Genomic DNA, 21,736 nt, shown 5'->3' on the forward strand with positions numbered 1-21,736 from the left:
CAATTGCTCAAACTTACCCTATGCCAACTTCTATCCGAAACTATCGCTCCGCATCATTAAACTCATTACTTTTGCAGCCCATTAGTAATGAAAGCCACTTACCTCAAATACAAGCACTATTATAAGGACAGCCTCAGGCTGGCTATCCCGGTTGTTATATCGCAACTCGGCCATACGCTGGTGCAGGTATCTGATTCTGTTATCGTAGGGCATTTTGCGGGCACTACAGCTCTTGCGGCTGTATCGTTGGTGAGTAGCCTGTTTTTGGTACCGCTGGTAATAGGTATCGGCATTAGCTATGGCGTAACCCCGCTCATAGCGCAAAACAATGGCCGTGGCAATTATAAAGAATGCAGCAAGCTGCTATCCAATAGTTTGTTGTTAAATGTAATTGCCGCCGTGATTTTATTTTGCGCGATTTATTTCGGCGTTGTGGCTTTTATTGATAAGCTGCACCAATCTCCCGCGGTGGTGGCGCAAGCCAAGCCTTTCCTGTTCTTGCTGAGCCTCTCGCTTATCCCCCTCATGATTTTCAGCACCTTTAAGCAATTTGCCGAAGGGCTTGGTTTCACTAAACAGGCCATGATGGTTTCCATTTGGGGCAACGTGCTCAATATTTGCCTTGGCATTACCTTTGTAAAAGGTTTGTTTGGCATCCCTCCTATGGGCATACGTGGCGTTGGGCTTAGCACGCTTATCGATCGCTCGGTTATGGCGATTGTGATGGCCTTTTACGTACTGCGCTCCCCTATCTTCCGCAAATACCTGCAGGATTTTGCTATCCGAAACGTCGACCGCATACGCGGGCTGCAAATACTAAAAATCGGCGCGCCGGTAGCATTGCAATACACCTTTGAGGTGAGCGCTTTCGGCGCTGCGGCGATATTAATCGGCATGATAGGCCCCATACCACAGGCAGCGCACCAGGTAGCTATCAGTTTGGCGGCGATTACGTATATGATGGCCAGCGGCATTTCTGCGGCGGCGGCCGTCCGGTCGGGCAATTACTTCGGCTCCGGCGATCATCATAACCTTCGCCTTTCGGCTATCTCTAATTACCACATCGTTATCGTTTTCATGAGTTGCACAGCCATTATATTTACGTTGTTCAACCATGTTTTACCATATATTTATACTACAGATAACAACGTTATAGCCATTGCAGAACAGTTACTTATCGTTGCGGCATTCTTCCAGTTATTTGATGGTACGCAGGTAGTTGGCCTTGGCGTGCTGCGTGGCATAGGCGATGTAAATATCCCCACGGTTATTACATTCGTATCGTATTGGGTTATTGGCCTGCCTATCGGTTATCTGTTGGGCATACACCTTGGCTTGGGCGTTACCGGCGTTTGGTACGGGCTGGTTTGCGGTTTAATGTCGGCCTCGGTAATGCTGTTCCTGCGTTTTCAGCGGATAAGCAAAAGGAATAAGTTGACGGTGGTGATTGATTAACAATACAATTCATCTGCCACCCTAAACGTATTGCAATGCGCATCTATGATATCTTTTATATCCGGCGAGTAGCCGCCGCCCATACTTACCTGTACCGGGATGCCACGTTTTTTGCACTCGGTTAATACCATACGGTCGCGCGCTTTGCAGCCTTCTTTGGTTAAAGACAGCTTGCCCAGCTTATCAGATGCTAAAACATCTACGCCTGAGAGGTAGAAGATAAAATCAGGTCGCTGCTGCTCTATTAAGTCTGGTAGGGTGTTTTTTAGTATTGAAAGATACTCTGCATCGCCAATGCCATCATCAAGCGGGATATCCAGGTCCGAATGTTCTTTTCTGAAGGGAAAGTTCTTGTCGCCGTGCATCGAAAATGTAAATACGCGCGGCTCATGCTCAAATACTTGCGCGGTGCCATTGCCCTGGTGCACATCTAAATCGATGATTAAGATGGATTTGCATAAGTTATTGGATAATAAATAATTAGCAGCGATGGCCTGGTCGTTCAGCAGGCAAAATCCTTCGCCCCAATTGCTGCCTGCATGGTGCGTGCCGCCAGCTACGTTAAAGGCTATACCATGCTCAAAAGCATAATGGCATCCGTCGATAGTGCCCTGTGCTATCCGTAGCTCGCGTTCAACTAATTGAGTGGTTAACGGGAAGCCGATGCGGCGTTGTTCTTTAGGCGGAAGGCTTAAATCGCGAAGCTGTTCCCAATAGATTTTATCGTGGGTAAGGAGGATGGTGGCCTCATCCAAAATAGCGGGCGTGAAGAGGCTCTCCCCGCCTATCAGGCCCTCATGCAAAAGCTGTTCGGGTATCAGTTCATACTTCAGCATGGGGAACCTGTGCCCAGGCGGCAAAGGATGCGCGTATAAGGGACTATAAGCTATCCTGAGCATAATCGCGATCAGGAAAATATTTCGCCCACATGTTTATCGATATTTTCGCAGATGCTGTCTATCGGCAAATCGTTGGCATCGAACCCGAACGGGTCTTCAATTTCTTCGGCGATGAGTTCGATGCTGGCGAATACAAACAGGATAAACCCGATGATGGGCATGATGAAGTACTTGAGGTCGAACGCCCAGGCAAAGGGCAGCGTCATGATATAGGTGAAGATGAATTTTTTGATAAACACGCTATAGGAGAACGGTATGGGCGTTTTCCTGATGCGTTCACAGGCTCCACAATTATCTGTAAATGAGGTTATTTCGGCAGTTATGCTCATTAATTGCTCCGGGTTTATCCGCCCGGCTTTGTTAAGCCGGTAAACTTCGGCAATGATGGCCGATGCTACCTGGTTGGGTACATGTTTGCTGGGGTCGACGCGGATATGGCCCTGCTCCTCGGCCTGGTAAATATCGCGCAGATGGTCGCGCAGGCTGCGGGAGTAGAACGGTATAGCGAACCTGAAAAAGGCAAAGTCCTGCTCGTTAACCAGGTGCCTCAGCTTAATGGCCAGGTTGCGGCTGTTGTTTACCATGCTGCCCCATATTTTGCGGCCCTCCCACCAGCGGTCGTAAGCGGAGTTAATGCGGAAGGCCAGCAGCAACGAAAACACAAAGCCGATGGTTTGATGGATGTAGATAACCTTGTGCAGGATGCTGGTTTCGGGCAGGTGCCAAAAATCTATCAGCAAAAAAGTAACTGCACCGGCATACAAACTTACGCACAGCATCAGCGGGAAAAGCTCACGCAGCGTATCGGCTTTGTTGAAACGGAATATCAGCGAGAACCATTGCTTGGGGTTGTAGTATATCATTTGGTATTATTTTATAGCTGTAAGGGCTTCAAAAAGGCATTCTACAGCCCGGTAAACATCGTTAAAGGTATTATAAAGTGGCACGGGACTCAGGCGTATTACGTCGGGCTCGCGCCAATCGCCTATCACGCCCCTGTCCGCCAGGTAATTAAAAGTGGCCCTGGCATGGTTGGTGCACACCACCGATAACTGGCAGCCGCGTTCATTTTTATTTTTAGGGGTGATAATACTGTAAGCATCATAACCTACCCGTTGATTGAGATCATTTATTAAGAATTCGAGGTAGCCGGTAAGCAGTTCGCTCTTCGCGCGGAGCATTTGCAGCCCACCTGCTTGCTCAAATATATCCAGCGAGGCCTTGTGTAAAGCCATCAGCATAATAGGCGCTGTACTTACGTTCCAGCCCTCTGCACCCACTTCAGGCTGAAAGCCAGGGGCCATCAGGAAGCGTTTATCCTGCCGGTAGCCCCACCAGCCGGCAAAGCGGTTAAGCGTGGTATCGGTATGATGCTTTTGGTGCACGAAAGCACCACTGATACCGCCCGGCCCCGAGTTCATGTACTTGTACGAGCACCAGCAGGCAAAATCGGCACCCCATTGATGCAAGTGCAGCGGCACGTTGCCCGCAGCATGCGCCAGGTCGAACCCGGCGTAGGCCCCCGCCTCCTGAGCGGCTTTGGTAATGGCTTCAATATCGAAGAATTGGCCCGTATAGTAATTTATGCCGCTGAACATCACCAACGCCAGTTCAGCGGCGTTATCTCTTATTTGTTGGAGGATATCTTCGGTACGCAAAGTGAGCTCTCCCTCCCGGGGTGCAACTTCTATTACCGCATCGGCCTGCGTAAAACCATGGAACTTTACCTGGCTTTCTATGGCATACTGGTCTGAGGGAAATGCCCCCGCCTCCATCAATATTTTGTAGCGTTTAGTTGTTGGTTTATAGAAACTTACCAGCAATAAATGAAGGTTTACTGTAAGCGAGTTCATTACTGTAACCTCCGCCGGGTTCGCGCCTAAAATACCAGCGAGCGTGGGGATGAGTTGCTTATGATAGCTTAGCCAGGGGGCGTTACCCATAAACCAGCCTTCCACGGCATTATCTTCCCAGGCATCAAGCTGCGTTTGGATATACTGCCTTGCCGCCCGTGGCTGCAGGCCCAATGAATTGCCGCAGAAGTACACTGCATCGCTTCCATGATGTTTGGGAATGAGGAACTGTTGGCGGAACTGCTTCAGCCCATCTTCCTCATCCATTTGCGCCGCGTATGCTGCTGTGTTTTGGTAAATCATCAGTCAATTATAGTAAAAAGATGGACAGGAATCACACGAATTAAATTGAAATATTCGGATTATAGTTGAGTTTTCACGGAAAAACGCGGAAGGATCCGCTGGTGACCGCAGCCTTGCAAGCATGCAAATTGCAACCGAAATCAATCATTTTGGTGTTCCACTTTGTACTGCAAAGGGTTTCATTTACTATTCGATAATTTACCATAATTATTTAATAATAAGAATGTTGTGTTGTTTATCTAAACAAATTGTACTGTTCCGCTTATTTTTATAACTATTTGATTATCAATAAAAAAGCGTTCCGGGTGTTCCGCTCTCGCAAAGTGGGACACCCGGCTGTGTCGTAAGTCCAACACCGAATACAAACCTAAATCAATAATTTGCTTGATATGCCTTAAAACACCTACATTCGAAAAAAACAGAAAAAGCCATGGCTCCTGCAATATTGCTCACATTTATCATAGGTTACTTTTTGGTGCTGCTGGTGATATCGCACCTCACCTCAAAAAACGCGTCCAGCAACGATGCCTTCTTTGTGGCCAACCGCAACTCTAAATGGTACCTGGTAGCCTTCGGTATGATTGGGACCGCGCTTAGCGGGGTTACCTTTATCTCGGTACCCGGCAAGGTAGGCGCAGTTAGTGGCGACCAGTTCGCCTATTTCCAGTTCGTGCTGGGCAATGCAGTGGGCTTCATTATTATCGCTACCGTGCTGCTTCCCCTGTATTACCGCATGAAGCTTACCTCCATTTACAGCTATATAGAGCATGCCCTGGGCACCTGGAGCTATAAAACTGCGGCGGGAATTTTCCTACTTAGCCGTACCATCGGCTCATCGTTTCGCCTGTACCTGGTGGTTATCGTGCTGCAGAAATTCATCTTCGATCATTACAATATTCCGTTTGCGGTTACGGTACTCATATCCCTGCTGCTAATCTGGAGCTATACCTTTAAAGGAGGTTTAAAGACCATCATCATCACCGATAGTCTGCAAACCTTTTTCCTGGTATCGTCGGTTTTCCTATCCATATTCTTTATCTGCCGCAGCCTCAACTATAACCTGTTCGAAGCCGCAGAAGCCATCAAAAACAGCAGTTACTCCAAAATATTCTTTCTTACCGATTTCGTGGGCAGCAAATTCCACCTTACCAAGCAATTCCTGGGCGGCGTGTTCATCACCATTAGCATGACGGGGCTGGATCAGGACCTGATGCAGAAGAACCTAAGCCTCAAAAACATCAAAGAGGCGCAAAAGAACATGTTCAGCTTTACGGCTGTATTCGTGGTCATTAATATCTTCTTTTTAAGCGTTGGCGCATTGCTGTACATCTACGCGCAACGCTACGGCATCACCGTAGAAAAAACAGACTACCTCTACCCCACCATCGCCCTTAAACATTTGGGCATAGTACCCGGAATGGTGTTTATGCTGGGCCTTACGGCGGCAACTTTTGCCACAACAGATTCGGCCTTAACGGCATTAACCACTTCCTTTTGCGTAGATTTTCTGGATTTCAACAAAAAGGCCGATGTGAACAGCAAGAAGAACATAGCCGCCCGCCATTGGGTGCACATCGCCTTCTCGGGTTTGATGTTCCTGACCATCATCGTCTTTAACGCCATCAACAACGATGCCGTGGTTGGAGCGATATTTAAGGTAGCATCCTACACCTACGGGCCTTTGCTTGGCCTGTATTCCTTCGGCTTATTCGTAAGCAGCCGGCAGGTGAAAGATAAGCTTGTGCCTTTTATTTGTTTGATATCCCCGGCGATATGCTTCTTTTTGAGTACCGAGAGCAAAAAACTTTTGGGTGGTTACGTTTTCGATAACGAGCTCATCATCGTGAACGGGCTGATTACCTTCCTGGGGTTATGGTTGAGTTCGAGCAGGAAAGCGGTATCGCCATCGGCTAAGCTTGCCGAAGTATAGGTCAATCAAAACTAATGCGCCTATGTATTGTACTATCAAAACCATTTGCTAACTTTCGAACTTTCCAAAATTTTTGGAGGGCAGGTTTGATTGTTAATAAATGCTGCTTTCCGTATTAAAATATAGTTATGACAAGTGAGGATAAAATAAGACAAGCATTCGAGAACAAGAACTGGCAGGAAATAAAGGTTACCGATTCCTGGCAGATATTCAAAATTATGGCCGAATTCGTAGATGGCTTCGAGAAACTGGCTAAGATAGGCCCCTGCGTATCCATCTTCGGGTCGGCACGTACTAAAAACGAAAACAAGTTCTACAAACTGGCCGAAGATACCGCCCGCCTGCTTACCGAGCGTGGCTATGGCGTAATATCCGGCGGCGGCCCTGGTATTATGGAAGCGGCCAACAAAGGCGCTTATGAAGCAGGCGGTAAATCGGTAGGCTTGAATATCGAGCTACCCTTCGAGCAGTTCCACAACCGTTACATCGACAGGGATAAGATACTGGAGTTCGACTACTTCTTTATCCGAAAAGTAATGTTCATGAAATATTCGCAGGGTTTCATCATCCTGCCCGGCGGCTTCGGCACTATGGATGAATCCTTCGAGGCCATCACGCTGATACAAACCGGCAAGATTGCCCGTTTCCCTATCGTTTTTGTAGGCAAGGATTACTGGGGCGGCCTGTTCAAATGGGTAGAAGAACGCATGCTGGAAGAAGAGCACAACATCAGCAAAGACGACCTTAACCTGTACCGCGTAGTGGATACCGCTGAAGAAGCAGCCGAACATATCTTCAGGTTCTATGATAAGTATGTGTTGAAACCGAACTTTTAAAATTGGTTTCGTGGCTATTTAACCACAAGGGCACAAAGTAAAAAACACAAAGAGCACAAAGATTTTTAAAATTAAGTGCGCATAGCTTTGTGCCCTTTGCGCAAACCAATATGCAATTCTTTGTGGTAAAATCGGTGTTAATTAGTTCATCCTCAATTTGTGAAATTCGAATTAATTCGTGCAATTCGTGTTAATTTCACATCTTTACGGTATGGACGCTTCAGCCCAAACCAAGAGACCTGCAGCCTTAGGCTTTATTTTCGTTACCCTGCTTATCGATATCACTGGATTAGGTATCATTATACCGGTATTGCCGGATCTTATCAAAAATTTAACTCACAGTGATTTTAGCCATGCGGCACAATGGGGCGGTTGGCTTTTAGGAGCCTATTCATTGATGCAGTTCCTGTTCTCCCCTGTTTTGGGTAACCTAAGCGACCGTTATGGCCGTAGGCCAATATTATTGGGTTCATTGCTCGGTTTTGGGATTGATTACTTGTTTCTTGCTTTTGCACCTAATATTTGGTGGCTGTTTATAGGCCGTATAATTGCGGGTATTACAGGCGCAAGTTTCACTACCGCGTCGGCTTACATTGCTGATATCAGTCCGCCGGAAAAGCGGGCGCAAAATTTTGGAATAATCGGTGCGGCATTCGGTATCGGTTTCATCATCGGCCCAACACTTGGTGGTTTACTTGGCCAATATGGTTTAAAATTACCGTTTCTTACCGCGGCCGGCCTTGCACTAATTAATGCGGCTTATGGTTATTTTGTGTTACCGGAATCGTTGGCCCAGGTACATAGGCGGCCATTTGAGTGGAAAAGAGCCAACCCCTGGGGCTCACTTAAACAACTTAAAAAATATCCTACTGTGAGTGGGCTTATAGCTTCCTTGATATTAATATACCTGGCCGCGCATGCGGTACAAAGCACCTGGACTTATTTTACCATGCAGCGATTTGGCTGGAGTAAATTATTGGTAGGTATATCGCTGGGTCTCGTTGGGGCACTAACGGCTGTGGTGCAAGTATTTGTTATCCGTTTCACAATACCGAAATTGGGTCAAAAGAAAAGTATTATTTACGGCTTATTGCTTTACACCTTAGGCTTGTTACTTTTTGCTTTTGCCGGCCAAAGCTGGATGATGTTTGCCATTTTGGCGATTTACTGCCTCGGCGGTATTGCAGGCCCTGCATTGCAGGGTCTCATCAGCGGACAAATACCGCCTAACGAACAGGGCGAATTACAAGGCGGCTTAACTAGCCTGATGAGCGTAACCTCGATAGTGGGCCCGCTTATGATGACTAACTTATTCTCATTTTTCACAAGCAAAAATGCACCTATCCATTTCCCGGGTGCAGCATTCTTTGCGGGCGGTGTGCTCATGTTTTTAAGCACTATGTTGGCTGTTTTGAGCTTTAGAAGAGCCCGCGAAAGCAAAAATGCCGCACCTATTGACGTTGCCGCCCATTAATTATCATATGCCGATAAAACTTTTCGCAGTTTATCTGTTTTAAGCAACACACACATGGCAGATATACAGGAAAAACCGAACAAAGGACGCGGCGCATTGGGGTTCATATTTGTTACCGTACTTATTGATACCATGGGTCTTGGTATCATTATCCCAATCCTCCCTACCCTTTTAGAGCAACTTGGGCATGTAGGCGTGAGCATGGCCAGCCAATACAGCGGGTGGCTAACGTTCACTTATGCCACCATGCAGTTTGTGTGCGCGCCTATCCTTGGCAACCTAAGCGACCATTACGGCCGCCGCCCGGTATTATTATTCAGCCTCCTGGGTTTCGGTATCGATTATCTTTTCATGGGCTTTGCACCATCCATATTCTGGCTGTTCATCGGGCGTTTTATAGCCGGGGTAGCGGGTGCAAGCACAACTACGGCAACAGCCTACATTTCTGATGTAAGCACCGGCCATAAACGTGCGGCCAATTTTGGCCTGATAGGTGCGGCTACAGGCCTGGGCTTTATTTTGGGGATAGGGCTCGGCGGCTTCTTAGGCGGTATATTTATCAGGCTGCCATTTTTTGTTGCAGCCGGGCTTGCTTTTATCAATGCTGTATATGGTTTCTTTGTATTGCCCGAATCGCTCGACCTCAGAAATCGCCGCAGGTTCCATATCAAACGCGCTAATCCTATTGGTTCCCTATTAAGTTTAAAGAATCATTCAATGGCTGTAAGTACTTTGATTACTGCCTATACAATTGTGTACATCGGGCAAAAGGCAGTAGAAAGCGTGCTCCCATTTTATGTAGTAGAAAAATTCAAATGGACGGAAACCAGCATCGGCGCACTCGGGATTTTCTTGGGCTTGCTTATTGTTGGCGTACAGGGCGGGCTGGTAAGATGGACCATACCAAAGTTCGGATTAAGAAAAAATATACTGGCCGGAATTGCCTGCTACGGTATCGGATTGATACTCATATCTTTTAACAATACTCCCTGGCTGATGTACGCTTTTATGATACCCTATTGCATAGGTGGCATTGGCGGTACGGCCATGCAAGGCTTTATATCCGAACATGTTTCGCCAAAAGAACAAGGGGAATTGCAAGGAGCATTAACAAGTTTAGTTAGTCTGACTACCATCATAGGCCCTTTGATGATGACAAGCATCTTCCATCGTTTCACAACCAACGAATCGAAGGTTTATTTTCCGGGAGCGCCATTTTTATTGGGTGCTATAATGATGGGATTGGCCATCATATTAACCATCAGGAGTTTCAAGAAGAAAGACCCCAAACTGCTAACACAGCAAGCCTCTACTCCAACCCGCTAACGCCGCCGGAGATAACGAATTTCATGATATCGCCAGCGCTCTTGTCAATAGGTTTCACCTTTTCGGCAGATATGATAACAACCTGTCCCGCAAAGGAGTATGACCAGGGGAAATAAACAGCCACCTCGCCCGGCAAACCTATAGTAGCCATATCCTTTTGCACCAAAAAACCAATCTTCTTAAGGCCGAACTCGTTCACTTCCACCAAAACAGGCTCGTTGAACTTTTTCTCCTCCCCTACGAAAGCCTCGGTAAGGTCTTTGATTGAGGAATACAGGAATTTGAATATGGGCAGGCGGTTCAGCCATCGGCGGAACCAGTTCTTTATCGGGTCGGTTATGACGTTGGTAACCAGGATACCAGCCACCAGGATAATAACCAGTACGTTCAGGATGCCCAACCCTGGGATATAAATGGGTTTGCCAGCCTTATCTACCCAAAGTTCGGCGCTGAGGTTTAGTAAGTTATCTACTTTAGATACCGCCCAAAAAACCAGGAAGAACGCCGCGCCCAGTGGCACAACGATCAATAAACCTTTCACGAAATAGTTCAATAGGGCACCGAATAACCTTTTCATGCCACAAATATACGCTATTCGTAAAAGTACACCCGTTTTACGCGTTGTGAAATATTTGTTAAAATTTCATAGGGGATGGTGCCTATTTGGCTGGCAAGCTGTTCTATGCGCTGCTGCGCGTCGAAAACGATTACTTCGTCGCCCTCGCGCACGTCGCCGGCAACCTCGCTGATATCCAGCATGCACATATCCATAGATACATTGCCCACAGTGGGCACCAGCACGCCGTTAACCAGCATGCGCCCTACCCCATTGCCGAACGCCCGCAGGTAGCCGTCGGCATAGCCGATGCGCACGGTAGCTATGGTGCCGTCCTTTTTAAGGCTGCCGTTACGGTTGTAGCCTATGGTATCATTAGCAGGCACCTTTTTCACCTGCGATACCGTTGTTTTCAGCGTAGCGACAGGCCTTAGGCCGGCATCGTCGGCAGGTACAGCGGCATCAACGCCGTATAGGCCGATGCCCAGGCGCACCATATCATACTGCGCCGTTGGCCAGCGGGTAATGCCCGACGTATTGCTGATATGCTTGAGTGTTGTGTAGCCTATCGCTTCCTCTATCTGTTTAAAGGCTTTCTCGAAAGCGCCTATCTGTTTCAGCGTAAACAGGTCGTGTTGTTCGTTATCGCTCGCAGCCAGGTGCGAGAATATAGATTCTACCTTTACGTATTTGTTTACCTCCAGCAACTCGCAAAGGGTTTCTATCTCGTAATCTTCAAAACCCAGTCGGTGCATGCCCGTATCTATTTTGATATGGATGGGATAGTTTACGGTGTCGTTTTCCTGCGCGTACTTCACAAATTCGTCCAGCAGGGTAAAACTGTATATTTCGGGTTCCAGTTTGTAGGCGGTGAGTTTATCATAGGCCAGCGGCTCGGGGTTAAGCACCACTATGGGGAGCGATATGCCGCCCTCGCGCAGGGCTATCCCCTCGTCGGTGTAGGCCACAGCAAGGTAATCTACCTTGTTGTATTGCAGCATATTGGCCACCTCGAAAGTACCACTACCATACGAAAAGGCTTTTACCATGGCCATTACCTTTACCCCGGGTTTTAGCTTTGCCTTGTAATAATTCAGGTTGCCTAACAGCGTGTTCAGGTTTATCTCCAGCACGGTTTCGTGCGCCTTTTGGCCCAAAGCACGGCTTATTCGCTCGAACTCGAAGCTGCGCGAGCCTTTTATCAGGATGGTTTCCTCGCGGAAATGGAGGCTGCCTAAATCCTGCAGCAAGGCGACAGTATCGGCATAAAAATGCGCTTCATACAGATTGAAGTACTTTTTGTAAGCCGTTAAGTCAGCCCCTACGCCGATGAAGCGCTCTATCCTTTTATCTTTTATCAGCTGGGCCACCTGTTTGTACAGATCGTCTTTTTGCAGGCCCGATTGGTAGATATCAGACAGGATGACCGTTTTTTTATAATGCTGATTTTGCTGGCCTAAAAAATTCAAGGCGATCTCCAGCGACTGGATATCCGAGTTGTACGAATCATCGATGATGGAGCAATCGTTCAGGCCCTGCTTCAATTCCAGCCGCATACTAACGGCATTAAGGCGCTCTATGCGGTCGTCGGCATCGGCGGGGCTGTAGCCCATGGCTAGCATAGTGGCCCAGCAAGTAATAGCGTTTTCGATAGAAGCCTCATCCCTGAAGGGTATCAGGCATTCTATCTCCTTTTCCTTATAGGTAGCCCGCAAATAATATTTGCCGGATATGGCGGTCTCACTGAAAACGTACAAATCAGCCTGTTTGAATTTCCGACTCCAGGTGAAACGTTCTGGCGCTTCCAGTTCGCTTTGGTAGTCGAGCAGTATTTCGTAGTTGTATATCAGTAAGCCACAAGCTTTGAAGAGTTTAAGCTTTTCCTTCAGCTTTTCGGCAGGCGAGGCAAAGCCTTCATCGTGCGCGGTCCCCATGTGCGTCAATACCCCAACAGTGGGCTTTATTACCGCTTCGAGCTGCCCCATTTCGCCGGTGGTAGATATGCCCGCCTCGAATATGCCAAGGGTGTGCGCCTCGCTTATCTGCCATACCGAAAGCGGCACGCCTATTTGCGAGTTATAGCTTTTAGGGTTGCGAACGATATTCTTTTCGGGACAGAGCAACTGGTACAACCATTCTTTTACGATGGTTTTGCCATTGCTGCCCGTAATGCCTATTACCGGTAAATCGAACTCGTTACGATGATGCGCCGCCAGTGTTTGCAAAGCCGTAAGAGCGTTGGCTACCAGCAGGAAGTTAGCATCGGGCATCATTACATCCATTTGCTGCTGCACCACAAAATTGCGCACGCCGGCGGTATAGGCATCGGCAATGAATTCGTGGCCATTGCGCCTGTCGCTCAAAGCAAAAAACAATGATGAGGACGGGTTAGTAATGCGTCGGCTATCGGTAAGCAAAACGCTGATTTGGTTATCCTCAATTATTTCGCCCGCTGCCCCGATGATTGCCTTAACCTGGCTGATAGGATAACTATTTTGCATGATACGAATTTGCTTATATTTCTATGAATAGAAGAATTTTAACGAATTTTGGTTTCGATGGATGCCCCAAAAAAAGCAAAGATAACCGGCGAAACCGCAGGACTAAAAAAGGCCGAGCATTACTGCGCCTACCAGGAACGCTCACAACAAGAAGTACGCGATAAACTGTACGAATGGGGCCTTTATACCACTGCCGTAGAAAACATCATCAGCCGGTTGATTGAAGAGAATTACCTGAACGAGGAGCGATTTGCGCATGCTTACACGCGCGGCAAATTTAGCCAGAAAGGCTGGGGCCGCATTAAGATAAAACAGGGGCTCAAACAAAAAAATGTATCGCCGGTACTTATCAAAAAGGCGTTGCAAGGCATCAACCTTAATGATTATATAGACACGCTTACCCGCCTGTTGGAAAAGAAAGCAGGCACCGTTGCCGAGCCAAACGCGCAAAAAAAGCTTTATAAATTGCAGCAGTACGCCTTTAGTCGCGGTTTTGAAACCGAGCTTGCGGCAGAGGTTTTGAAAAACAGCGAGTTATGAAAAACTTTTAAAAAAGTTGATTTTTTCCTTGCAGAACGTGCAATTCTGTCTATATTTGCACTCCCGCAAACGAGATAGGCAGCGACGAAAAATCAAAGCATAAGTTTAAGGGGAAATACCAATGCGAAAGTAGCTCAGTTGGTAGAGCACGACCTTGCCAAGGTCGGGGTCGCGAGTTCGAATCTCGTCTTTCGCTCAAATCCCTTCCCGCCCGAAGGGATTTATTGTTAGGAGGTTAGTCCGGATAAAACCGGCAAATACGCCTGCTCAGATGGTGGAACTGGTAGACACGCAGGACTTAAAATCCTGTTCCCGTAAACGGAGTGCGGGTTCGATTCCCGCTCTGAGTACAAAAGCCTGATACATGCCCGTATCGGGTTTTTTGTTAAAATGAATACCAATGCGAAAGTAGCTCAGTTGGTAGAGCACGACCTTGCCAAGGTCGGGGTCGCGAGTTCGAATCTCGTCTTTCGCTCTGAAATCCCTCCCCTAACCCGGAGGGATTTTTTGTTTGGGCACCAGCCAAATTCCGCTTCTTCAGAGATCAAAAGCTTTCAACCTCTAATCTCCAACCACTAAATATTCCCTTTCTTCAACTCATCTGCGGCAAAGTTTGCTGCGCGGGCAGTTAGGGCCATATAGGTAAGCGACGGGTTTTGGCAGGCGGCGGAAGTCATGCAGGCACCGTCGGTTACAAAAACGTTCATGGCATCCCATACCTGGTTGTTTTTGTTAAGTACCGATGTTTTGGGGTCGTGGCCCATGCGGGCGGTGCCCATCTCGTGGATGCCATCGCCAACGTTGTGGCCATGGTCATGCGTTTCTATGTTTTTTACGCCTGCCATTTCCAGCATGGCTTTGGCTTCGCTCACGATGTCCACCCGCATTTTCTTTTCGTTTTCCTTTATCTCGGCATCCATCGCGAGGGTTGGCAGGCCCCATTTATCTTTGTTTTCTTTATCCAGGGTTATTTTGTTCTCGTGGTAAGGCAGCAATTCGCCAAAACCGGCCAGGCCCATTTGCCATTGCCCTGGTTCCGATAGTGCGTCCTTATACTTGGCGCCAATGTTCAGCTCAGCAATTTCGCGGCTCCAACCCTGCCTGCTTGCCCCACCCTGGTAGCCGAAGCCACGCAGGTATTCGCGTTTGTCGCCAAACAGGTTGGCAAAACGGCTTAAGTAGATCCCGTTGGCACGGCGGCCATAGTAATATTTATCCTCGTAGCCTTCCATAATGCCGCTTGCGCCCAGGTTGTAGTGGTGATCCATAATATTATGGCCCAGTTCGCCGCTGCTGCTGCCCAGGCCATCGGGCCATATATCTGTAGCCGAATTCATCAGCACCCAGGCACTATTCAAAGCCGAAGCATTCACAAAAACAACTTTGGCAAAAAACTGATAGGTTTTGTTGGTTTCGGCATCCACAATTTCCACGCCTTTGGCGCGTTTGCTGTCTTTATCGTACAGTATTTGTGTAACGATAGATTGTGGACGCACGGTTAATTTCCCCGTAGCCAAGGCCGCAGGCAGGGTTGACGACTGCGTGCTAAAATACCCGCCGAAGGGACATCCCTCCCAGCATCGGTTACGGAATTCGCATTTATTACGCCCGGGTATAGCCGCCGTTAAATTGGCAACACGGCCAATAATCATATGCCGGCCGAATTTCTTTTTGATGCTGGCGGCAACGTCTTTTTCTATCCAGTTCATATCCATGGGCGGCAGGAAGTGCCCATCGGGTAGCTGCGGAAGACCCTCCATGGACCCGCTGATGCCTGCAAATTTTTCGGCATGAGTGTACCAGGGGGCTATATCCTTATAACGGATGGGCCAGTCGATAGCCCAACCATCTTTAGCGTTGGCTTCGAAGTCGAAATCGCTCCAGCGGTAGCTTTGCCTGCCCCAAAGTATAGACCGCCCTCCCAGCTGGTAACTTCGCCACCAGTTAAAGGGTTTTATTTCGGTAAAGGGTGCTTCCTGCTCATCAACCCAGTAATCCATCACCGCTTCCTGGGCGCCCCAGTTACGCGAAATCACGGGCCGGCGGTTGCGTTGTGCCTGTGTTACGTTACCCCGGTGTTCAAAATCCCAGGGATTGTTATTCGCTGTTTTATAGTCTTTGATATGTTCGAAGTTGCGCCCCCGCTCCAGCATAATGGTTTTAAGGCCACGTTCGGTAAGTTCTTTGGCGGCCCAGCCACCGCTAATACCCGAGCCAATCACAATTGCATCATAGGTATTGCCGGCATTGGCCTTAAGATTTAAGTTCGGTGCGTCTACTAACATGTTTTTTAGGTTTTGGCCGGTAAAAATGCCGGCGGCTATATATTGGGAAAACAAGTTTATAGATTAATAATTGAAAATACAAACGATTGCAGGGTTGGAGGTTGGAGGTTGGAGGTTGGAGGGCAATGCTGTTTGTGATGCTTTGTTTTAGATTCTGTCAATTCTTTAATTCCTTAAAATTCGAGTTCAGACAAATTCTTATGGCGATGCCTTCGGCCAGGGCTATCTGCTCATACTACACAGGCCTTACGCACGAGGCCGGTATCCGCGCCCATCCCTATCGCATTTCTGAACCATGATTAGTTGGATTTTAGGATTACCATGACTCGTCTTCGATATTTCATCAAGCAATCTTTAAATCAGGAAAATCAGGGTTCAGAAAAAAAATCCTGTCGAATCCATCAATCCTTTAATCGTGTTAAAATTACCCTATGGCAAGCGCTTTCCACAACCAAAGCCTTATTTTTGCAGTATGCTACAGGTAAGCGCACTATATATCTATCCTATCAAATCCTTAGGCGGCATTCCGCTGCATAGTGCGCACCTTACCGACCGAGGCCTGCAGCACGACCGCCGTTGGATGCTCATTGACGAGAACAGCCGCTTCCTCTCCCAACGCGAGAATATACAGATGGCCTTACTAAAGACTTCATTGGAGGCCGATGGATTACGGGTAAGCTATACACCCGACGGCACGTCCATCAACATCCCTTTCATCCCACAAACCGAAGAATTGTTGGAAGTTACCATTTGGGACGATACCTGTACCGCTCAGTTGGTAAGTGCCGAAATAGATGCATGGTTTACTGCTAAGTTAGGGATGTCTGTAAGGCTGGTTTATATGCCAGACAACAGCCTACGCCCAACCGACCCGAGATACGCCAACGAGGGAATGGTTACGTCTTTTTCTGACGGGTACCCTATGCTCATTATCGGCCAGGCTTCGCTGGATGATTTGAACAGTCGTATGCCCGCCGCGCTGCCGATGGACCGTTTCCGCCCGAATATCGTTTTTACAGGTGGCGAGCCCTATAGTGAGGATACTATGAAGCACATCGTGATAAACAGGATAAACATGTATGGCGTAAAACTCTGCGCCCGTTGCGTAATGACCACCGTTGATCAGGATAATGCTACCAAAGGTAAAGAGCCGCTAAAAACGCTGGCCAAATACCGGCTAAAGAATAACAAGATATACTTCGGGCAGAATTTGGTACACACAGGTACCGGTATATTAAACGTGGGCGATGAACTAAACGTTCTGGAACTGCACGATGAGGAAAGATTTTTTATAGGGAAGCAGGAGCGGGCTTAAGCACCTGCCGCTCCGCAGCCTGCTTTATTACCCGGTTGCGTTTTTGCAGTAGGCGGGTCATATATCTTTCCATAATTAGCTTATCCACCAGCCTCCCCAAAACACCAAAGGGTGATTTGAAGATAAACTCATCCGTCATGATAGTATAGCTGCCGGCCTGTTTAAATTGGTGCAGGTGGCGTAATATTTTAAACGGGCCTTTTACTATTTCGTCGATAAAGTAATCGTTGGCGGCGAATTCGCTGATGCGGATGGTCATGTTCAGCTTCAGGCCGAAATGCTTCGCCTGCCAGGTTACCCAATCATTTAAGCCGATAAGTCCCGAGGTTTTGCCGGCGACGGCCTTTTCTTTGGTGTGGTGCATAGAGTTGACGTGCAGATCTATACTGCGCGATAAATCGAAACATGCCGCAACGGGCGCTTTTATCTTGGTGGTTAATTTAATAATAGCCATTACTTACATCCTCAAGCTTAAAATATCGTGTATGGCATGCTCTGCCTTAGCAAATTGAAATACAAAACCGGCATCCAACAGGCGCTTGGGCGCAACCCAACGGCTTTTCAGCACCAACTCTGTTTCGCTGCCGATGAGCCACATCCCTACCTCTAAAAGCCATTGGGGTGCAGGCAAGCCAATTGGCATGCCATAAGCTTTACGGATGATGCGCATCAGGTCCTTATTCTTCGCAGCTTCCGGCGCGGCAGCATTGATGATGCCATCTATTTCGGTGTGCTCCAGCAGGAATTCGGTTATGCGGGCGGTATCATGTTCGTGTATCCAGGCAACGTATTGTTCGCCATCGCCTTGTTTGCCGCCCAGACCAAATCTCACCAGATTGAGCAGCCGCGGAAAAACGCTATCGCTGCGGCCAAGGGCGATACCGTGGCGAAGGGCAACTTTGCGCGTTTTAGGCGTGTCGGCATCAAAAAAGCTTCGCTCCCACTGGTTGCAAACATCTATAGAAAAGCCGTAGCCAATTTCGCCGGTGGCTTCGTCCTGCGCGTGATCTTCTGCATGGCGGTAGATGGTGGCAGATGCCAGGTTTATCCACAAATGGGGCGGTTCGGCCAATTTATTTATCACATCGCCCAACAAAGTGGTTGGCACTACCCTTGAGCGTATGATCTCCTTTTGGTTTTTTTTGGTGTAGCGACAGTTTACGTTTTTGCCGCAAAGGTTTATCAGCATATCGGCGCCATTGAGGGCATCGGCCCATGTATCCTCGGTTTCACCATCCCAAACCAAGGTTTTGATATTGCCATCGGCGGGCACAGCTTTGCGGCTCAGCAGGATAATCTCTTCCGCCAGGTCTTTATAATATCTTGCTAATACGCCCCCGAGGTAACCATTACCACCGGCGAGCACTATTTTATGGTATTTCATGATAAATTCAGTTTAAGATTACGGCCAACAACAGCACCCTGTACACTACCCAACTGATAGTAAGCAACCAGCCGAGATGCATCAGTTTAGTACGGCGGATGTGCTCTAAGAACATCAGCCCCGCTACACCCATAAAGCAAAGCGTACAAATTAAAGGTGTTAGCGCAATAAATTTCGCCAGCAGCACCACAGGCAACAGTAGCAATGCGCCTGCCAAAGAGATAGTCATCATATTGCCCAGGTACTCCCAGCGTTTTGCCGGGGCGTAAAAGCTGATAACAACACCCTGAAAGATAACCTGCCCGCCGCAGATAAAGTATTCGCGTAGCGGATGGCCAATAGGTACCATCGGTGCTAAATGATGCGCATAAACTGTTAATATGCTGCCCACAACCAACCAGGTAAAGGCAAGGTAGATAAGCCGGTAACCCAACCGGAAACTTGGCTGTACACCGCTTACATCATGCGGCGCAGGGATAATTACCCTCCGATTGTAGGATATAAAGGCATACGCCTTCTTCATCAGCCACACGAAAGGCGCAAACCCAAACAGCGGCTTAAACAGCGGGAAGCTATTACCGATAACTTTAAACAGGCTTTCTACGCCATATCTTACTTCGCCTGTTTGGGTATCGACCAAAGCGATTTCGTTTACGGCGCGTTGCCTGTCGACCAGCGGACAAGCGGCTTCGGGCATATCCTGATAACTTGCCCTGCCCCTATCATCGAGCATGCCGGTATGCGTAAATGCTTTGGTGTATGCCTTGCACATTGGGCAATCGGCATCGTAAAGTATCAGGTGGTTTTGCAGGGTTTTCATGGCAGTTATTATTCAGGCTGTACAAATACTATGTTGGTATTTTCGCTTTTTTGCGCTTGTGCTTTGTTGCGTAGCTTAAAGAAAACCAACACGTTAAAAAAATGCATACCACCAAGTATGAGTATGATGGTTCCTATTTTATAGCTCAATACTTCTATAACTTCCCGGCTGTTTTTGATGGCGCCGGTCTCTTTAAGAACAAGGCACATATAACCGATATTAACGAGGTAAAAGCCTACTACCAATAGCTTGTTCACGCTATCGGCCAGCGGTGTATTGCCATGAAAAATATCCACCAAAAAAATGCGCCCGTTGTTGAATAAAACTCTGGCTACCCAAATAGTCAATAAAATGCTAACGATGAGGTAAACTGCATAGGTTAAAATAAAGTAGTTCATGATTTCTATTGTTTTAAATTGTTGTGCTTATTGCATGGAACAAATGTAAAACAATTGTATCGAACTTTCAAAATATATTGAAAGTTTATTTTATAAATATCTACACAATCATCACTAAGATTGCACCTCTGCAGTATGCGGAATGATATTTGAGCAATCATGATAACTATGCTGTTCCAAAACATTCATTTTATTATCAACCCTGCATCGGGTAAAACGGAAGCTATTCTGAGTTATATACAGCATGCCCTTTGTAAAACCACCATCAACTGGGCGGTAACCGTTGCCATTAAAGAGGATGATTGCTATAGCGTAGCGTCTGGTTTAGTGGGCCAAACTGATTTGGTGGTAATTTACGGCGGCGATGGCAGTATCAGCCAGGTAGCACAGGCCCTTTGTGGGAGCAACACACCGATGGCTATTATCCCCGGGGGTACAGCAAATATATTATCCAAAGAATTGAACATCCCACAGCATTCGCAGGATGCTTTGGAGCTCATCATCGGCGGAGAAATTAGGATGATGCAAATAGATATGGGCATAGCCAACGGTTGCCTTTTTGTGCTTAGAGTAAATATGGGGGTTATGGCCGATATGATACTGGAGGTAGATAATCAACTGAAAGAGAAACTAGGGCAGGTAGCTTACGGCATTTCCGCTTTAAAAACAGCGGCGGTGGCAAAGCCTCAAACCTACAATTTAATGATAGATGGCAAAACGTTCATCGAAAGTGGCGTGCTGCTAACCGTTACCAATGCCGGCAGCATGGGCATTGGCGACATGGCACTTTTCCCCGGCATTAGTATTAGCGACGGTTTCCTGGATGTAATATTGATGCACGATACCGACCCACTCTCTGTATTGCAAGTTGCGGGGAGCACTGTCTTCCACAAAGAATCTGAAGTGTTGAAACACTGGCGTTGCAAAGAGGTTGTGATAACGATGGATGAAAGCACCCATTATATATGCGATGATAGCGGGCAGCAGGCAAACAACATTCATATCAAAATAATACCGCAGGCCTTAAACGTGTTGGTTGCAGCAATAAAATCTTAATATATGTACCATAAAATAAAAAGCTGGTGGCTGGTAATATACATTTTCGTGCAAAAGATGCTGGATATTTTGCACCGTTACATTTACGGTTTACCAAATATTAAAAAGAGCCAGATAACGGCCCACCTTTACCTGGGCAGCCAGTACAATCTCATCGGCTTAAAAAAACTGAAAGCGCTTGGCGTAACCGCAATCGTAAACATTCGCGAACATCGGGTTTATTCAAAAGCAAAATATGCGCATATTAAATACCTGCATTTGCCAACGGTGGACAATACCCCCCCTACTATGGATATTTTATTAAAAGGCGCAACTTTTATTGAGAATGAGATCAACAGCGGAGGCACCGTATATGTGCATTGCCGGCAGGGCCTGGGCCGCGGGCCTACCATGGCCATAGCTTACCTTATTAAAGCCGGGGCTACTTTTCAGCACGCTTTTAACCTCGTAAAGAGCGTGCGCCCCTTCATAGACCCTCGCGCCGGGCAGATAGCGCAATTAAAACAATTAGAGATCATTTGCCACCCAAACCCTAAAAACAGTACGGTTTAAGACGGCAGTACAATTTTTCAGGAAATAATTTCTATCAGTAGCGCCTAGTTTAAAATTTAGTTAATAAAATTGCGTTTTTAATTTTTTATGCTGCGGCTATGGTAATAGTTGCATAAATTTCCATCTTTACCCAATGTTCAGAAGTATAAGAAACCGATACCTGAGATATCTTGCCATCTTTGTTTACTTTGTTGTCCTCTTTTTCTGCGCCATCGAACTGAATTTTCTTTGGCTGTTTGGGCATTCGCCTAAT

General features: G+C 47.3%; 20 protein-coding genes and 3 tRNA genes. 12 read left to right on the forward strand and 11 right to left on the reverse strand.

Going from position 1 to position 21,736, the window contains the following annotated elements:
• The first annotated feature begins 87 nt into the window (after positions 1-87).
• The gene (locus AC1DXC_RS09470; protein ID WP_477458908.1) at positions 88-1,455 is read left to right on the forward strand and encodes an MATE family efflux transporter; all 1,368 of its coding nucleotides are present in this window, start codon (positions 88-90) and stop codon (positions 1,453-1,455) included.
• Here the strand turns inward: AC1DXC_RS09470 and AC1DXC_RS09475 are convergent.
• From AC1DXC_RS09475 to kynU, 3 genes are read right to left on the reverse strand one after another with little or no spacing between them, the layout of a single operon-like run.
• Positions 1,452-2,354 carry a histone deacetylase family protein gene (locus AC1DXC_RS09475; protein ID WP_477458909.1) on the reverse strand — a complete coding sequence of 301 codons (903 nt, stop codon included), beginning with the start codon at positions 2,352-2,354 and terminating at the stop codon, positions 1,452-1,454. The two genes, AC1DXC_RS09470 and AC1DXC_RS09475, sit on opposite strands and share 4 nt — an antisense overlap.
• Positions 2,355-2,362: 8 nt before the next feature.
• On the reverse strand, positions 2,363-3,217 hold the full coding sequence (locus tag AC1DXC_RS09480) for a bestrophin family protein (protein WP_477458910.1): 855 nt from the start codon (positions 3,215-3,217) through the stop codon (positions 2,363-2,365).
• Between the two features lie 6 nt (positions 3,218-3,223).
• A complete protein-coding gene (gene kynU, locus AC1DXC_RS09485; protein ID WP_477458911.1) occupies positions 3,224-4,510 on the reverse strand; it encodes a kynureninase in 1,287 nt (428 codons plus the stop codon).
• A gap of 430 nt (positions 4,511-4,940) precedes the next feature.
• Between kynU and AC1DXC_RS09490 the strand changes: the two genes are divergently transcribed.
• The 4 genes from AC1DXC_RS09490 to AC1DXC_RS09505 all read left to right on the forward strand — a co-directional run bounded on the left by AC1DXC_RS09490 (position 4,941) and on the right by AC1DXC_RS09505 (position 10,076).
• Positions 4,941-6,440, forward strand: coding sequence for a sodium:solute symporter (locus AC1DXC_RS09490; RefSeq protein ID WP_477458912.1), 1,500 nt, complete (start codon positions 4,941-4,943; stop codon positions 6,438-6,440).
• 128 nt (positions 6,441-6,568) lie between these two features.
• Complete coding sequence (locus AC1DXC_RS09495) at positions 6,569-7,276, forward strand: LOG family protein (protein WP_477458913.1); 708 nt, start codon at positions 6,569-6,571, stop codon at positions 7,274-7,276.
• Between the two features lie 211 nt (positions 7,277-7,487).
• Positions 7,488-8,750, forward strand: coding sequence for a TCR/Tet family MFS transporter (locus AC1DXC_RS09500; protein ID WP_477458914.1), 1,263 nt, complete (start codon positions 7,488-7,490; stop codon positions 8,748-8,750).
• A 54-nt stretch (positions 8,751-8,804) separates the two neighbouring features.
• The gene (locus tag AC1DXC_RS09505; RefSeq protein WP_477458915.1) at positions 8,805-10,076 is read left to right on the forward strand and encodes a TCR/Tet family MFS transporter; all 1,272 of its coding nucleotides are present in this window, start codon (positions 8,805-8,807) and stop codon (positions 10,074-10,076) included.
• Here AC1DXC_RS09505 and AC1DXC_RS09510 read toward each other — a convergent pair.
• Together AC1DXC_RS09510 and AC1DXC_RS09515 are read right to left on the reverse strand one after the other, a co-directional pair.
• The gene (locus AC1DXC_RS09510) at positions 10,060-10,653 is read right to left on the reverse strand and encodes a DUF502 domain-containing protein (protein WP_477458916.1); all 594 of its coding nucleotides are present in this window, start codon (positions 10,651-10,653) and stop codon (positions 10,060-10,062) included. The two genes, AC1DXC_RS09505 and AC1DXC_RS09510, sit on opposite strands and share 17 nt — an antisense overlap.
• Before the next feature lie 14 nt (positions 10,654-10,667).
• On the reverse strand, positions 10,668-13,133 hold the full coding sequence (locus AC1DXC_RS09515; protein WP_477458917.1) for a bifunctional UDP-N-acetylmuramoyl-tripeptide:D-alanyl-D-alanine ligase/alanine racemase: 2,466 nt from the start codon (positions 13,131-13,133) through the stop codon (positions 10,668-10,670).
• 57 nt (positions 13,134-13,190) lie between these two features.
• Here AC1DXC_RS09515 and AC1DXC_RS09520 point away from each other — a divergent pair, with 57 nt between their 5' ends.
• The 4 genes from AC1DXC_RS09520 to AC1DXC_RS09535 all read left to right on the forward strand — a co-directional run bounded on the left by AC1DXC_RS09520 (position 13,191) and on the right by AC1DXC_RS09535 (position 14,148).
• Positions 13,191-13,673: a regulatory protein RecX gene (locus tag AC1DXC_RS09520; protein ID WP_477458918.1), complete on the forward strand. Its 483-nt coding sequence runs from the start codon at positions 13,191-13,193 to the stop codon at positions 13,671-13,673.
• A gap of 123 nt (positions 13,674-13,796) precedes the next feature.
• Positions 13,797-13,869, forward strand: a tRNA-Gly gene (locus tag AC1DXC_RS09525).
• Positions 13,870-13,938: 69 nt separating this feature from the next.
• A tRNA-Leu gene (locus tag AC1DXC_RS09530) sits at positions 13,939-14,023 on the forward strand.
• Positions 14,024-14,075: 52 nt separating this feature from the next.
• Positions 14,076-14,148 (forward strand) — tRNA-Gly (locus AC1DXC_RS09535).
• 100 nt (positions 14,149-14,248) lie between these two features.
• On the opposite strand, the gene AC1DXC_RS09540 is transcribed toward AC1DXC_RS09535, so the two are convergent.
• Entirely contained in the window at positions 14,249-15,958 is a 1,710-nt protein-coding gene (locus tag AC1DXC_RS09540; RefSeq protein WP_477458919.1) for a GMC oxidoreductase, read from the reverse strand.
• A gap of 472 nt (positions 15,959-16,430) precedes the next feature.
• Here AC1DXC_RS09540 and AC1DXC_RS09545 point away from each other — a divergent pair, with 472 nt between their 5' ends.
• Positions 16,431-17,273: an MOSC domain-containing protein gene (locus AC1DXC_RS09545; protein WP_477458920.1), complete on the forward strand. Its 843-nt coding sequence runs from the start codon at positions 16,431-16,433 to the stop codon at positions 17,271-17,273.
• Here AC1DXC_RS09545 and AC1DXC_RS09550 read toward each other — a convergent pair.
• Genes AC1DXC_RS09550 through AC1DXC_RS09565 form a run of 4 tightly spaced genes read right to left on the reverse strand, consistent with a single transcriptional unit; the run spans position 17,248 to position 19,875 of the window.
• Positions 17,248-17,727, reverse strand: a complete 480-nt coding sequence (locus AC1DXC_RS09550; protein ID WP_477458921.1) for an SRPBCC family protein — start codon at positions 17,725-17,727, stop codon at positions 17,248-17,250. The genes AC1DXC_RS09545 and AC1DXC_RS09550 overlap by 26 nt on opposite strands.
• Positions 17,728-17,730: 3 nt before the next feature.
• Entirely contained in the window at positions 17,731-18,657 is a 927-nt protein-coding gene (locus tag AC1DXC_RS09555; protein WP_477458922.1) for a TIGR01777 family oxidoreductase, read from the reverse strand.
• A 7-nt stretch (positions 18,658-18,664) separates the two neighbouring features.
• Entirely contained in the window at positions 18,665-19,477 is an 813-nt protein-coding gene (locus AC1DXC_RS09560; RefSeq protein WP_477458923.1) for a DCC1-like thiol-disulfide oxidoreductase family protein, read from the reverse strand.
• Between the two features lie 8 nt (positions 19,478-19,485).
• Positions 19,486-19,875: a hypothetical protein gene (locus tag AC1DXC_RS09565; protein ID WP_477458924.1), complete on the reverse strand. Its 390-nt coding sequence runs from the start codon at positions 19,873-19,875 to the stop codon at positions 19,486-19,488.
• A 159-nt stretch (positions 19,876-20,034) separates the two neighbouring features.
• Here AC1DXC_RS09565 and AC1DXC_RS09570 point away from each other — a divergent pair, with 159 nt between their 5' ends.
• Both AC1DXC_RS09570 and AC1DXC_RS09575 read left to right on the forward strand, forming a co-directional pair.
• Complete coding sequence (locus AC1DXC_RS09570; RefSeq protein WP_477458925.1) at positions 20,035-20,931, forward strand: diacylglycerol/lipid kinase family protein; 897 nt, start codon at positions 20,035-20,037, stop codon at positions 20,929-20,931.
• 3 nt (positions 20,932-20,934) lie between these two features.
• On the forward strand, positions 20,935-21,483 hold the full coding sequence (locus AC1DXC_RS09575; RefSeq protein ID WP_477458926.1) for a dual specificity protein phosphatase family protein: 549 nt from the start codon (positions 20,935-20,937) through the stop codon (positions 21,481-21,483).
• Positions 21,484-21,568: 85 nt separating this feature from the next.
• Here AC1DXC_RS09575 and AC1DXC_RS09580 read toward each other — a convergent pair whose 3' ends face one another.
• On the reverse strand, positions 21,569-21,727 hold the full coding sequence (locus tag AC1DXC_RS09580) for a hypothetical protein (RefSeq protein ID WP_477458927.1): 159 nt from the start codon (positions 21,725-21,727) through the stop codon (positions 21,569-21,571).
• Between the last annotated feature and the right edge of the window lie 9 nt (positions 21,728-21,736).

Source organism: Mucilaginibacter sp. P2_D11 (assembly GCF_056404435.1).